The following is a 13827-nucleotide window of genomic DNA, read 5'->3' as shown; positions in this document are numbered from 1 at the left end:
ATTCAACTGTTGTTTACTTTTTGCCAATGATCTTTTTGAACAGCGTTACAATTCCCAAAACAATTCCCCCGATTAGAAGTCCGATTATAAATTCGGTTACGATGGCCGGTAATTGCGGTAATACATGATGTAAGAAATCGATATTGTGTACAAATATGCCGCCTGCCACTAATATCAAGGCGATAGTACCTATGACAGATAAACTTTTGATGACTTTTGGCAACGCTTGTACCAGAATGTTGCCTACCGTTTTTGTAAAACTTCCTTCCTTGGAACTCAGTTGAATCAGTTTTAAACCTGCTTCATCCATTCGTACAATTAGGGCTACAATCCCGTAAACACCTACGGTTGCTATTATTGCAATGATGGAAACAACAAGAATCTGCGACAAAATGGGTTTTCCAATAACGGTGCCCAGCGCAATAATTACGATTTCTACTGATAAAATAAAATCGGTTACGATGGCTGATTTTATTTTTCCTTTTTCGAAAGCTAAAATTTGCTCTTCGGTCATCGGTTCCAACGAAATTTCGTGCTTTGCATGTTCGTGCGGAAAGAAGTATTCGTATATTTTTTCGGCACCTTCATAGGCTAAATAAAGTCCGCCAAGCACTAAGATTATGATTACAGCTACAGGAAAAAAAGCACTCAGCAGAAAGGCGATGGGTAAAATGATTACCTTGTTTATGAAAGAACCTTTTGCGATTGCCCATAATACGGGGAGCTCTCTTGAGGAGATAAATCCGGAAGCTTTCTCGGCATTTACGGCCAAATCATCGCCTAAAATACCAGCCGTTTTTTTGGCTGCAAATTTACTCATTACTGCAACATCATCCATAATTGCTGCGATATCATCTAATAGTGCGAAAAAACCTGATGCCATTTTGATTGTTTTAGAAACTGCGTTGCTTTTGGAATTGCTTTGCCAAAATTTGATTAACGCGTTTTGATTGTTTATTGATGCGAAGCTAAAACTTTTTTATTTACTCTATTTATAAAACGGGTGAATTTTTAGTTAATATTCACCCAAAACCTTTCGGTATTAGCAGGGCTGTTTTTAATTACTTTTGAAATAAAAATAAGTATGGGATTCAAACATGTATTTAAAGCCAAATTAGATTGGCTTTTTTCTAAAAAGGAAGCGGCGACGTTTACTAAAAGTCATACCATAACGATTGACGGTAAGGCCGTTTTAAATATTTCGGCGGCTAAAGCTTTCAAAGGAGATCCTGCTTTGTACAATCCAGAAGACCTTTTATTGAGCAGTGTGGTTTCCTGTCACATGATGTCGTATTTATATGTTTGTGAACAAAATGGTATCGATGTGGTGTCGTATACAGATGAAGCGGAAGCAACTCTTGAAGTTTTGGCCGACGGTAGCGGCCGTTTTATTGCAATTAAACTCAATCCTAAAGTGCGTATCAGCAACAAAGAAAAAATTGCGGAGGCAATTAGCTTGCATAAAAAAGCAAACCAACTCTGTTTTATAGCCAATTCGTGTAATTTTCCAATTGTACATGTTCCAACTTGCGAAATTGCAGCTACAAACTAAAGGGATTCCGCATTTTATTTTTTTGGATTAATTACAAAATAGCAATTAAATCAGCCGGTTGGTTTAATACATATTTTGCTCCATTTGAAAGCAATTCTGCCTCGGGTCTATAGCCCCATGAAACCCCTACGGCATACATATTAGCATTCGTTGCCGTTTGCATATCAATACCGGAATCCCCTATGAAAAGGATTTCTTCGGCTTTTAGTCCAAAGTGTTCACTTATTTCCACTGTTTTAAATGGATTTGGTTTTTTTAGTGATTCTGTCGTCAAACCCAATATTGGATTAAAATAATCAGGAAATAGCGTTGCTGTAATTTCTTTTGTCAGGTCATCTGCTTTATTCGAGAACACGCTTAGTTTTATATTGCGTGATTTTAATTCGTCTAATAATTCGAAAATCCCATCATAGGCTTTTGTTTTATGCGTACAATTATTACGATATACTCCAACCATCAACTGGTAACACTGATCAATTTGTGTTTCATCATTATGTGTTACCGGCAAGGCTTTACTGACCAAATTTCTAAGGCCGCTGCCAATGAAATATTGATAAGCATCATAACTGTGAGTAGGGAAATTGAGGCCTTGAAGAACACTGTTCATCGCATCGGCAATGTCTTCCAATGAATTCACTAGTGTTCCGTCTAAATCAAAAATAATTCCTTTAAATTTCATTTTTTATTTTTATAGGAATCGAAAAATTCAGCATTTCGATTCTTGTTTGGATATCATACCCAAAGATAGGGATATTGTTTTTTATCTTAAAAGGTAGAACTGGTCTGACCCGTTTTTGTTAAATAGTTTCAATTACACTCTCTTGTAATCTCCTGGATTTTGGTGTTACTTCAATTCGGTTGAAATCATCTTCCGAACCGTAACCTACCGCCATTGCAAATAATGGTTTATATGCTGCCATACTAAGAATATCCCTGTATTTATCCGATTCGATACCTTCCATTGCTGTTGAATCCAGACCCAATGCAACACTAGCGGTCAAACCAACTCCCAAGGCGATATACACTTGTTTCGACAGCCATATTTTCAAATCGGCTTCGGGCATACTTGCTTTCATTTGGTTATACCAATCCCTTCTGGCCTGCGGTAATTCGTTGTCTACCACTTTTTGAAAAGCATCCAAATCATCCGCAACACTAAATACAACCAATAGTTGCGCTTGATTTATTTTTTCTTCATTATGCATGGAAACGGAAGCTAATTTTGCTTTAATTTCTGGATTTTGTACAAATGTAAATTTCCAAGGTTGAATATTTATGGAAGAAGGAGTGAGCCGTAAAACCTCTTTCAAATCTTCAATTTTTTCTTGAGGTATGGCTTTGTCAGCGTTGTATTTCTTTGCTGTATATCTTTTTTTTATTAATTCTAAAATATTCATGGTTGTGTTTTTTAAACGGTTGTAATAGGATTAAACAGTGATGCAAAGTTAAGCTAATAGTAGGATTATACAATTTGATTGAGTTGGTAGCGAACGGTATTTTGTGATGGGTACTGAGTTTCTGAGGACACCCTTAGAATCCTCCCGACTTCGTACTGGGGCATATCAGATGTTCAAAAATATACCTTTCATCAAACGGCACTTCAAACTTTTCTAAAAACGCCAAATATTCCTCTTTGAAGGTTTGTTTCTTATGATGCTCTTCTTGATTGGTAATGTATTTATAAACAGTATCAACTTGGGAATGGCTATACGAAAAAACACCATAACCTTCCTGCCATTCAAATCTTGATTTTGTCAATTGATGGTCATTGATATATTTGGAGGATTTTGCTTTAACGGTTTTCATCAATTCTGAAATAGAAACCACTGGTTTCAATCCCAAGAAACAATGCACGTGATCTTCAACACCATTAATAATAATGGTTTTGCACCCAGTTTCATTTATCAAATTACCAATTACACCCATTAGTATAGATTTCCATTCCTTACTAATAACGGCTTCTCGATACTTTACTGCAAAAACTGCTTGAATGTAAACTTGATGATAGGTATTTGCCATTTTATATTTTAGATGAATCTTTATTCGTTTTTATTTAAATCAACGCATTAAAATCCGTTGCTACAATATGTATCGTTCCTATGGAACTTTTGCATGCGTTTTGTTTTTGATACCAACGGATTAAAATCCGTTGCTACCATATGTATCGTTCCTATGGAACTTTTGCATGCGTTTTGTTTTTGATACCAACGGATTAAAATCCGTTGCTACCATATGTATCGTTCCTATGGTACTTTTATAGACTTCTCAGAGCCATCGGCTCGATCCATTTTGTAAGGCTGGACTTTAGTCCAGTTAACAACGGAACTCCCGCATCACAAAGAGCCATCGGCTCGGTACATATCATTACTCCTCCACAATTAGCTTTTTATAGTTTCGCTAAGATATAAATAATATACTACAAATTATTATATTACTTTGTCATTCAGAAGGGTTGATAAAAGATTTAAATGGTTGCCAAAGAGTTTGTTTTTCAAAATATTCTACTGAAAAAAGGTTGTTATCAATTAGCCCCGATGGGAGCAAGTATCCTTTTTTAAACGCTTTTAACCTTTCAGAGTTCTGAACAATGATAGGGTTGCGTTTAAAAAAAGATATTGCGGACAGCGGGACAACTCGTGATGAAAATCTACAACTGTGCTGCTACTAAAAAAGCAGCATAAAAAAACACCAGCCTTTCGACTAGTGTTTTTATCTGCTTTACCAAAGTTGAAAACTTTGGAATTTTTTATATAAGGAACTATTTAGTTCACCAATTCGCTTTGATTTCTAAAAACCAGTTTTCCATCAAACGCATCAATCAAAACGATGCTGTCTGTAGTTATTTTTCCGGATAGAATTTCTTTGGATAATTCATTGAGAACGTCTCTTTGAATCACTCTTTTCACGGGTCTGGCTCCAAATTGTGGATCATATCCCTTCTCGGATAAATAAGCAATGGCTTCCGGAGTCGCGTCCATCGTAATGCCTTGTTGTGCCAGCATTTTTGTCACATTTTTCAGTTGCAACCCAACAATTTGAGCAATATTTTCATTGGTCAATGGCGTGAACATCACGATTTCATCAATACGATTGATGAATTCCGGGCGCACCGTTTGTTTCAATAATCCCAGTACTTCCACTTTGGCGAGTTTGGTTGCGGCTTCCACGCTTCCTTTTAAATTCTCGAATTTCTCCTGAATAATCTGGCTCCCCATATTAGAAGTCATGATGATAATCGTGTTTTTAAAATCGGCCAAACGCCCTTTGTTATCTGTCAAACGTCCTTCGTCTAAGACTTGTAGCAAGATATTAAACGTGTCTGGATGCGCTTTTTCAATCTCATCCAATAAAATTACGGAATAGGGTTTTCTACGTACGGCTTCGGTCAATTGTCCGCCTTCATCATAGCCCACATATCCCGGAGGCGCCCCCACCAAACGACTTACGCTGTGGCGTTCTTGGTACTCGCTCATGTCGATACGGGTCATCGCATTTTCATCATCAAACAGGTATTCGGCCAAGGCTTTCGCCAATTCTGTTTTACCAACTCCCGTTGTACCGAGGAAAAGAAAGGTTCCCACCGGTTTTTTCATATCCTGCAATCCGGCACGGCTTCTGCGCACCGCATCGCTCACGGCCTGAATGGCTTCTTCCTGTCCTACCACTCTGTGATGCAATTCATCTTCCAGTTTCAATAGTTTTTCTCGTTCACCCTGAAGCATTTTCATCACTGGAATTCCAGTCCATTTGGCTACGACTTCGGCGATATCTTCACGAGTTACCTCTTCTTTTATCAACGAAGTTCCCGATTGGTTTTCTTGTAATTCTTTTAGTAAAATGGCTAAACGTTCTTGCGCTTCCTTGATTTTACCATACCGAATTTCGGCTACTTTTCCATAATCACCATCACGTTCGGCACGTTCGGCTTCGTATTTGAAGTCCTCTATCTCTGTTTTTACCGCTTGAATGTTATCGACTACATCTTTCTCTGATTTCCATTTGGCATAAATTTCGTTGCGATCTTCTTTGAGATTGGCCAAATCCATGCCCAGAATTTTGAGTTTGCTTTCGTCTTTTTCTCGTTTAATGGCTTCAATTTCAATTTCCAACTGCATGATTTTTCGATCCAAAACATCCAGTTCTTCGGGTTTCGAATTGATTTCCATACGCAGTTTGGAAGCGGCTTCATCCATTAAATCAATCGCTTTGTCCGGAAGAAAGCGGTTCGTGATATACCGTTGCGATAATTCGACAGCAGCAATAATAGCGTCGTCTTTGATTTGAACTTTATGGTGCGTTTCGTATTTTTCCTTGATTCCACGCAAAATCGAAATGGCACTTTCGGTATCCGGTTCTTCGACCATTATTTTTTGGAAACGTCTTTCGAGTGCTTTGTCTTTTTCGAAATATTTTTGGTATTCATCCAATGTTGTGGCTCCAATGGCGCGCAGTTCCCCACGAGCCAATGCCGGTTTCAGAATATTAGCCGCATCCATAGCACCTTCGCCACCGCCGGCTCCCACAAGCGTATGGATTTCGTCTATGAATAAAACAATATCGCCTTCGGCAGAAGTGACCTCTTTTACGACTGATTTTAATCGTTCTTCAAATTCCCCTTTGTATTTGGCTCCGGCAATCAAGGCTCCCATATCAAGGGAATACACGATTTTATCTTTCAAATTATCAGGAACGTCTCCATCTACAATTCGGTGGGCTAATCCTTCGGCGATGGCTGTTTTCCCAACACCGGGTTCTCCCACGAGCATTGGGTTATTTTTAGTTCTACGGGTAAGAATTTGTAATACCCTGCGAATTTCCTCGTCACGACCAATTACGGGATCGAGTTTACCGTTACGAGCCAATTCGTTTAGATTTTTCGCATATTTATTCAAGGAATTATAGGTTTCTTCGGCAGAGGCCGAAGTCACTCGTTCTCCTTTTCGTAATTCGTCGATAGCGGCTTTTAGTCCCTTTTCGGTAACGCCTTGGTCTTTCAGGATTTGGGCAACTTTACTTTTGGAACCAAATATGGCTAAAATTAAATGCTCTACAGAAACGAATTCATCATTCATTTTTTTTGCAATAATCTCGGCTTCGTTTAATGTTGAGTTTGCGGTTCTGGAAAGCATAATTTCGCCACCGGAAACTTTTGGAAAGCTTTGAATCGTGCTGTCTATTATTTGTTCCAATAAACTCACATTTACGTTCAGTTTCTTCAATAGAAAAGGCGCCACATTTTCATCGACTTCAAAAATGGCCTTGAAAATATGTTCGTTTTCTATCTGTTGTTGCCCGTTGCTTTGCGCCAATTGTTGGGAAAGCTGAATGGCCTCTTGAGATTTGATGGTAAATTTATTTATGTTCATGATGGTATATTGTTTTGTTGTTATTTGACTAACTTTGCGAATTATATTCAATATATATTCCAATACAATAATACAGACAAATTGACGGAAATTTCATGATTTTTATCATATTATAAAGTCAAAATGTCTTAAAATAAGACAATTATGAGTTTTTTTCAAAATATATTTAATAGTTCAGAAGACAAGGATTTAAAAGAAAACAAAATCAACTGGAATGAACTAACCGATTTAGGACAATTGAATGAAATTATCTTCATTTCGAATGAAAAACCGGTAGCCATTTTTAAACACAGTACCCGATGCAGCGTAAGTAGGATGGCGCTGAAACAGTTTGAAAATGAGTTTAATAGCGCAGATAAAGTTACGCCTTATTTTTTAGATTTAATAGCGCATCGCGATATTTCTAATGCTATTGCGTATCAATTTGGAGTAACCCATCAGTCCCCGCAATTGATAGTAATTAAAGACGGAAAAGCTGTTTACAATGTTTCGCATAGTGATATTGATGCGGAAGAGTTAGGAAAAAAGGTTTAATAGTCAATAGTTTAATTTTAAAATATAAAAAAATCCATTCGCTTCAACGAATGGATTTTTTTGCAGCAACTATTTTGGTTTTGAATTAATAAGAATCCCTCATTTTCCTTTTTATTTCCTTTAAACACAAGTTATTAATACTTCCTTCGTGCGTATGTTTTGTTTCTTTTGGCGATTTGAAAGTACCATTTTCCAGTTGTTCTGCCACCGCTTTATAAGCATCTCTAAATGGCATTCCGGCAAGAACCATTTCGTTCAGGGTATCCACAGTGAACAGATAATTGTATTTAGGATCGTCTAATATATGTTCTTTTACTTTGATGTCTTTTATAGCGAAAATAGCAATATCCAAACAGGCTTTCAGGTTTTGAATCGCAGGAAACAAGCCTTCTTTCAAAAGTTGTAAATCCCTGTGATACCCGCTTGGTAAGTTGTTGGTAATTAAAGTGATTTCGTATGGCAACGCCTGAATTTTGTTGCATTTTCCACGGATCAGCTCAAAAACATCTGGGTTTTTCTTGTGTGGCATAATGCTGGAACCTGTTGTAAGATGAGCAGGCAAACTGATGAAATCAAAATTCTGGCTCATATACAAACAAACGTCCATAGAAAACTTCGCCAAAGTAGCAGCAACACTGCTCATTGCAAAAGCAACCGTTTTTTCCGATTTTCCACGGCTCATTTGTGCCGCAACCGAATTGAATTTTAAGGTTTCAAAACCCAATTCGGCTGTGGTGAATGTTCTGTTGATAGGGAAGGAACTTCCATAACCTGCAGCCGAACCCAAAGGGTTTTGGTCTACTATTTTCAAAGCCGCATTCAACATCGTTATATCATCAATCAAAGTTTCGGCGTAAGCGGAAAACCACATTCCAAAAGAAGACGGCATTGCAATTTGAAGGTGTGTGTACCCGGGCAACAAAATATTTTGATGTTTTTCTGCTGATTCCATAAGCAGATCGAACAATGTTTTTACTTGTTCCTTAAGTTCTTTAACTACGTCTTTTAGATACAAATTAACGTCTACTAAAACTTGGTCGTTACGGGAACGGGCAGTATGGATTTTTTTTCCGGCATCGCCTAATTTTACCGTTAAAAGATATTCGATTTTAGAATGTACGTCTTCAAAACTGTCTTCAATTTCGAAATGCCCTTTTTCGGCATCAATAATAATATCTTCTAAGGCCAGCACTAAAGAATCCGTTTCAGAAGTTGTCAAAAGCCCGATTTGTTGCAACATTTTGGCGTGAGCGATAGAGCCTAAAGCATCATATTTGGCCAGAACTAAATCTAGTTCCCTGTCGTTTCCAACGGTGAAATGTTCGATTTGTTTATCGGTTGGTATTCCTTTTTCCCAAAGTTTCATATATGAATAATTAGATTTTTAGACTGTTAGATTTTTAGCCCCGATAGGAGCGATATCCTTTTTCTGGCTTCTTTAGCCAGAAAAAGATAAAGCGAATAGCGGGATTAGCTCCAAATTATTTTATTGTTTGAAAAAATCAGTTAGTATTTTGATATACAATTGAATTCCTTCTTCTATTTCGTTTATAAATATAAATTCGTCTGCTGAATGAGACCGCAGGGTTTCTCCAGGTCCTAATTTTAAGGATTTACAACTCAAAACGGATTGATCCGAAAGGGTAGGCGAGCCGTACGTTGTTCTTCCCAGTGCGATTCCTGCTTGTACTAATCCATGTGCAACGGGAATCGATGACGCATTCAAATGCATGGAACGCGGATTGACTTCGGCGGTCAAATGTCTTTTTACGGTTTCTAAAATTTCGGGATTGCTGTAACAATCATTCACCCGAATATCGACAACCAGATGACATTCGGCCGGAACTACATTGTGTTGTTTTCCAGCGTTGATTTGGGTTACCGTCATTTTTACGGGTCCTAAAACGGCTGATATTTTTTCGAATTGATAGCTGTTCAACCATTCTATAACAGGTATTGCATTGTAAATGGGATTGTCCGGATTGTTGTGTGCGGCGTGACTGGCTGTACCTTTTACGATGACATCGAGTACCAATAACCCTTTTTCGGCTACTGCCAATTGCATCAAAGTAGGTTCTCCCACAATGGCACATTCCAGTTCCGGTAAATGTTTCAATACGCTGTTTAATCCATTTTTTCCGCTGCTTTCTTCCTCGGCTGAAGCGACCATCACAATATTGTAAGGCAGCTTTTCATTCGAATAAAAATGAACAAAAGTGGCTAAAAGCGAAACCAAACAACCACCCGCATCATTACTTCCCAATCCAAATAACTTCCCGTCTTTTACGATAGCTTCAAAAGGATCGTTGGTATAGCCTTGGTTTGGTTTTACGGTATCGTGGTGTGAATTCAGTAATAGTGTGGGTTTGGTTTTATCAAAATGTTTATTGAAAGCCCAAATGTTATTATTTTCTCTTTCGAAAGGAATATTATTTTGTGTAAACCAATTTTCGATTAAAAGTGCTGTTTGGTCTTCTTCACTTGAAAAGGAAGGTGTTTCAATCAGTGCTTTTAATAGCGCAATGGCTTCTTGTGTAAGGATTTCTATACTCTTCATAGTGTAATTGTAGTGTACAATGCCGTTTTATCTTGCAACATCCTGTGATGGCCAATTTTTATTTTTTGAACTCCTTTGGACAAACTGTTGAAACAGTTGTCTAATTTAGGAATCATGCCGGAATGTATCGCTTTTTCGGCTTTTAATTTGGAATATAATTCTTGATTGATGTTCTCAATTACGGATGCATCATCTTCGGCGTCATATAAAACACCCGGTTTTTCGAAACAATAGTTCAAAGTGACATCAAAAACTTCGGATAGAGCAATTGCCAATTCACTGGCAATGGTATCGGCATTCGTGTTTAATAATTGTCCTTTTCCATCATGCGTAATCGCACAAAATACAGGGACTATACCCGTTGAAAGCAACGTTTCCAATAATTGCGTGTTCACTTTTTTCACATCGCCCACAAAGCCATAATTGATTGTTGGGTGGTTTCTTTTATCCGATTGAATTAAATTTCCATCCGCACCGGAAAATCCCATCGCATTGGTGGAATTTGCTTGTAATTGGGCAACCATATTTTTGTTGATTTGACCTGCATAAATCATCACAACTACATCAAGCATAGCGGCATCGGTAATGCGTCTTCCATCAATCATTTGAGGAACTAAACCAATACTTTCTGCCATTTTGGTAGCTGATTTTCCTCCGCCGTGAACGAGTACTTTGTAGCCTTCAATTTTAGAAAAATCAGCTAAAAATTGTGCTAATTCCGTTGGATTATCAATAATGTTTCCTCCAATTTTTAGTAGCGTTACCGGTTTTTTATTTTCCATTTTCCAATATTTTTTGCAACACTAATTGTGCGGCATAGGTTCTATTATTGGCTTGTTCGATAACAATTGAATTTTGGCTGTCAATCACTTCATCGGTAACGATTACATTACGTCTTACCGGCAAACAATGCATAAATTTAGCATTATTAGTCAGTTTCATTTTATCGGCAGTTACGGTCCAATTTGGGTCGGAATTTGTAATCTGACCATAATCGTTATAATTGCTCCAGTTTTTGGCATAGATAAAATCGGCGTTTGCGAAAGCTTTATCTTGGTCGTATTCAATCTTGGAATCTTTCGTGATTTCAGGATTCAATTCGTATCCTTCCGGATGCGTAATGACAAAATCGGCATCTTGTAATTGCATCATTTGCACAAAGGAATTGGGAACAGCCTGAGGCAATGCTCTGGGATGTGGTGCCCAAGTCAAAACTACTTTTGGTCTGTGTTTTGTTTTATGTTCTGCCATAGTAATGGCATCGGCTAGGGATTGTAACGGATGTCCTGTGGCACTTTCCATATTAACAATTGGCACAGTGGCGTATTTTAAGAAACCCATAAGAACGATTTCGGCATTGTCTTTTTCCTTGTCAGCAAGACCGGCAAAAGCTCTGATGGCAATAATATCGCAATATTGAGAAACAACTGCTGCCGCTTCTTTGATGTGTTCCGAAGCACCAGAGTTCATGATAGCTCCGTCTTCAAATTCAAGCGTCCAACCTTCACTGGTAAAATTCATTACCATGACGTTCATTCCTAAATTCAAAGCTGCTTTTTGGGTACTCAAACGCGTTCTCAAACTGGAATTAAAAAACAACATTCCTAAAGTTTTGTTTTTACCCAGTTTTTTGTTTTTTAATGGTTTTTTCTTGATCTTTAATGCTTCTTTCACCCATTTGTTGAGCGAATCTATGTTTTGTATGGAGATGTAGTTCATTGTCGTATTTATTTAATCGTTAATTTGTTTAATCGATTAACCGAATTAACGATTAACCGCATCAACATTTATAGAATTTTAGTAAAAGGTATTTGGTTTTTTAAAGCTTTCAAAATAAAGTTGTCTTCCAATCCATTGACAATCCAGGTTTCTATATTGGCGGCTTTGGCAATTGCCGAAGCTTCTATTTTAGATTGCATTCCACCGGTTCCGTGCGACGATTTAGAATCGCCAATCTCTTTTTCCAATAATTTTAAATCGGTTACCAAAGAAATCGTTTCAGGAACGGCATCATGGATGGATGATTTGGTGTAAATCCCGTTCGTATTAGTTGCAATGATAAGAATGTCAACATTTAATAAAACAGCGGTTAAAGCGGCTAATTTATCGTTGTCTCCAAACTGAATCTCATCCGTTGCCACAGTATCATTTTCATTGATAATTGGAATATAACTGTTTTTGACCAACACATTGATCGTGTTGACGATATTGAGCTTGGTTTGTTTTTTTTCAAAATCAGAATACGAAAGCAAACACTGCGAGGTATGCAAACCTAAATCGCTAAAGTTTTCGTGGTAAATCCGCATCAGATGAGGCTGGCCAATAGACGCTAACGCTTGTTTTACAAAAACATCTTTATCGTGGTTATCCAGTTTTACAAATTGTTTGGCCGCAGCAATCGCACCGGAACTTACAATAATAAACTCATAATCATCTTTTAATGCCGCTATTTGAATTCCAATATCCTCAATCTTTCCTCTCGAAATGTGATTGGTTTCTTTGGTTAACGTATTACTTCCTAACTTTAATAAAATTCTTTTTTTACCTGATTTGTCCATTTCCGTAAATATACCACTTATTAGTAACTAAATGTTGCAAACCAATTGGTCCACGTTGGTGTAATTTGTCCGTGCTTATCGCCAACTCTCCTCCTAAACCAAATTGTCCTCCATCAGTGAATCGGGTAGAGGCGTTTTGATATACGGCGGCCGTATCTACATTTTCCATGAATTCTTGGGCAATTGCATCATTTTTTGTGATTATTGAAGCGGAGTGTCCGCCACAATATTTATTTATTTTGTCAATCGCTTCTTGATCCGAATTGGTTGTTCCAATAACAATTTTATAATCTAAAAACTCTTCGTACCAAATTAAATCAGATTCAATCTGAGGAACATCTGTTGCTCTGGAAATTGTTTCATCTCCTAAAACGGTTACGTTTCTTTGTTGTAATTCCTGAACTATATTGGTAGCAAAAGCTTCCCAATTTTCAAGATTTGTATCAATTAAAACTTTATCTAAAGCATTGCAAACTGATATGTTTGAGGTTTTTCCGTTAATAATAATGTCAAGCGCTTTTTTTAAATCGGCTTCCTTATTTACATATACAAAATTATTTCCTCGGCCACTTATAATCACTGGGCAAGTGGCGTGTTTTTTTACAAAAGCAATCAATTTCTCCCCACCACGAGGAACGATTAAGTCCACTTTTTGTGTTGGTTTCTCTAAAAATGCCTGCGTTTCTTCCCGATTGTAATTCAAGTATTCCACCCATTCTGTGGCAACATTATTTTCTTTTAAAGCTTGATGCCACAATTCCACAATTTTTAAGTTGGATAGTAAGGATTCTTTTCCGCCTTTCAATAGAATTTTATTTCCGGATTTAAAAGCGATTCCACCAGCTTCAACAGTAACATCAGGTCTGGATTCATAAATAATCATTATGGTTCCAAAAGCCGCTGTTTTATTGATGATTTTCATTCCGTTTTCATGGTCGAAATTAAAACGCTCCACACCAATAGGATCTTCTTGACTTGCTAATTGTTGCATGGATAAAATCATACCGTCAATTTTGGCATCATCAACCAATAAACGTTTTTCCATGGCCAAATCATCCCCAGAATAATTATTTAAATCTTGTTGATTTATAGTCTTAAGAATGGCTCTTTCTTGTTCAAGAAGTTCGGCCATGCGACTTAAAACTAAATTTCGTTTTTCTATTGGTAATAAGTGGTTCATTAGTTTTTGGTTTTACTATTTTAGAAAAAAATCTAAACATATAAGTCATATAAGTTTAAGAGCTTATATGGCTTATATGT

General features: G+C 37.3%; 13 protein-coding genes. 2 read left to right on the top strand and 11 right to left on the bottom strand.

What is annotated here, in order from left to right:
• Positions 1–13 precede the first annotated feature (13 nt).
• Entirely contained in the window at positions 14–883 is an 870-nt protein-coding gene (locus tag ACM55M_RS14315; protein ID WP_416858337.1) for a DUF808 domain-containing protein, read from the bottom strand.
• Between the two features lie 201 nt (positions 884–1084).
• On the opposite strand from ACM55M_RS14315, the gene ACM55M_RS14310 reads away from it, so the two are divergent.
• Positions 1085–1552, top strand: a complete 468-nt coding sequence (locus ACM55M_RS14310) for an OsmC family protein (protein ID WP_416858336.1) — start codon at positions 1085–1087, stop codon at positions 1550–1552.
• Positions 1553–1583: 31 nt separating this feature from the next.
• Here ACM55M_RS14310 and ACM55M_RS14305 read toward each other — a convergent pair whose 3' ends face one another.
• The 4 genes from ACM55M_RS14305 to clpB all read right to left on the bottom strand — a co-directional run bounded on the left by ACM55M_RS14305 (position 1584) and on the right by clpB (position 6918).
• Positions 1584–2231, bottom strand: a complete 648-nt coding sequence (locus tag ACM55M_RS14305; protein ID WP_416858335.1) for an HAD family hydrolase — start codon at positions 2229–2231, stop codon at positions 1584–1586.
• 118 nt (positions 2232–2349) lie between these two features.
• A complete protein-coding gene (locus ACM55M_RS14300; RefSeq protein ID WP_416858334.1) occupies positions 2350–2949 on the bottom strand; it encodes a nitroreductase family protein in 600 nt (199 codons plus the stop codon).
• Positions 2950–3082: 133 nt separating this feature from the next.
• On the bottom strand, positions 3083–3571 hold the full coding sequence (gene tnpA / locus ACM55M_RS14295; RefSeq protein ID WP_416858333.1) for an IS200/IS605 family transposase: 489 nt from the start codon (positions 3569–3571) through the stop codon (positions 3083–3085).
• Positions 3572–4314: 743 nt separating this feature from the next.
• Positions 4315–6918, bottom strand: a complete 2604-nt coding sequence (gene clpB / locus ACM55M_RS14290) for an ATP-dependent chaperone ClpB (RefSeq protein WP_416858332.1) — start codon at positions 6916–6918, stop codon at positions 4315–4317.
• Between the two features lie 144 nt (positions 6919–7062).
• Here clpB and ytxJ point away from each other — a divergent pair, with 144 nt between their 5' ends.
• Positions 7063–7452: a bacillithiol system redox-active protein YtxJ gene (gene ytxJ, locus ACM55M_RS14285; protein ID WP_416858331.1), complete on the top strand. Its 390-nt coding sequence runs from the start codon at positions 7063–7065 to the stop codon at positions 7450–7452.
• An 85-nt stretch (positions 7453–7537) separates the two neighbouring features.
• Here ytxJ and argH read toward each other — a convergent pair whose 3' ends face one another.
• From argH to ACM55M_RS14255, 6 genes are all read right to left on the bottom strand, one after another.
• Positions 7538–8818 carry an argininosuccinate lyase gene (gene argH / locus ACM55M_RS14280; RefSeq protein WP_416858330.1) on the bottom strand — a complete coding sequence of 427 codons (1281 nt, stop codon included), beginning with the start codon at positions 8816–8818 and terminating at the stop codon, positions 7538–7540.
• A gap of 120 nt (positions 8819–8938) precedes the next feature.
• Positions 8939–10009 (bottom strand): M20 family metallo-hydrolase, encoded by a 1071-nt coding sequence (locus ACM55M_RS14275; protein WP_416858329.1) that lies wholly within the window; start codon positions 10007–10009, stop codon positions 8939–8941.
• On the bottom strand, positions 10006–10791 hold the full coding sequence (gene argB / locus ACM55M_RS14270; protein WP_416858328.1) for an acetylglutamate kinase: 786 nt from the start codon (positions 10789–10791) through the stop codon (positions 10006–10008). Before argB ends, ACM55M_RS14275 begins: the two co-directional genes overlap by 4 nt.
• Positions 10781–11728: an N-acetylornithine carbamoyltransferase gene (locus tag ACM55M_RS14265; protein ID WP_416858327.1), complete on the bottom strand. Its 948-nt coding sequence runs from the start codon at positions 11726–11728 to the stop codon at positions 10781–10783. Before ACM55M_RS14265 ends, argB begins: the two co-directional genes overlap by 11 nt.
• A gap of 68 nt (positions 11729–11796) precedes the next feature.
• Entirely contained in the window at positions 11797–12567 is a 771-nt protein-coding gene (gene proB, locus ACM55M_RS14260) for a glutamate 5-kinase (protein WP_416858326.1), read from the bottom strand.
• Positions 12551–13747: a glutamate-5-semialdehyde dehydrogenase gene (locus tag ACM55M_RS14255; RefSeq protein ID WP_416858325.1), complete on the bottom strand. Its 1197-nt coding sequence runs from the start codon at positions 13745–13747 to the stop codon at positions 12551–12553. The genes proB and ACM55M_RS14255 overlap by 17 nt, the downstream gene beginning before the upstream one ends.
• Positions 13748–13827 lie beyond the last annotated feature (80 nt).

This window comes from Flavobacterium galactosi, from assembly GCF_048158585.1.
In the GTDB taxonomy this organism is placed as follows: Bacteria; Bacteroidota; Bacteroidia; order Flavobacteriales; family Flavobacteriaceae; genus Flavobacterium; species Flavobacterium galactosi.
The sequence above is the reverse complement of the archived record's forward strand: the minus strand, read 5'-3'. Positions and strand labels throughout refer to the sequence as shown.

Excerpts from the sequence above, each read along its gene's own strand:
- ACM55M_RS14310 (WP_416858336.1), top strand. The coding sequence starts at position 1,085 with ATGGGATTCAAACATGTATTTAAAGCCAAATTAGATTGGCTTTTTTCT.
- argH (WP_416858330.1), bottom strand. The coding sequence starts at position 8,818 with ATGAAACTTTGGGAAAAAGGAATACCAACCGATAAACAAATCGAACAT.
- clpB (WP_416858332.1), bottom strand. The coding sequence starts at position 6,918 with ATGAACATAAATAAATTTACCATCAAATCTCAAGAGGCCATTCAGCTT.
- ACM55M_RS14255 (WP_416858325.1), bottom strand. The coding sequence starts at position 13,747 with ATGAACCACTTATTACCAATAGAAAAACGAAATTTAGTTTTAAGTCGC.
- argB (WP_416858328.1), bottom strand. The coding sequence starts at position 10,791 with ATGGAAAATAAAAAACCGGTAACGCTACTAAAAATTGGAGGAAACATT.
- ACM55M_RS14305 (WP_416858335.1), bottom strand. The coding sequence starts at position 2,231 with ATGAAATTTAAAGGAATTATTTTTGATTTAGACGGAACACTAGTGAAT.
- ACM55M_RS14315 (WP_416858337.1), bottom strand. The coding sequence starts at position 883 with ATGGCATCAGGTTTTTTCGCACTATTAGATGATATCGCAGCAATTATG.
- ACM55M_RS14275 (WP_416858329.1), bottom strand. The coding sequence starts at position 10,009 with ATGAAGAGTATAGAAATCCTTACACAAGAAGCCATTGCGCTATTAAAA.
- proB (WP_416858326.1), bottom strand. The coding sequence starts at position 12,567 with ATGGACAAATCAGGTAAAAAAAGAATTTTATTAAAGTTAGGAAGTAAT.
- ACM55M_RS14265 (WP_416858327.1), bottom strand. The coding sequence starts at position 11,728 with ATGAACTACATCTCCATACAAAACATAGATTCGCTCAACAAATGGGTG.
- ytxJ (WP_416858331.1), top strand. The coding sequence starts at position 7,063 with ATGAGTTTTTTTCAAAATATATTTAATAGTTCAGAAGACAAGGATTTA.
- tnpA (WP_416858333.1), bottom strand. The coding sequence starts at position 3,571 with ATGGCAAATACCTATCATCAAGTTTACATTCAAGCAGTTTTTGCAGTA.
- ACM55M_RS14300 (WP_416858334.1), bottom strand. The coding sequence starts at position 2,949 with ATGAATATTTTAGAATTAATAAAAAAAAGATATACAGCAAAGAAATAC.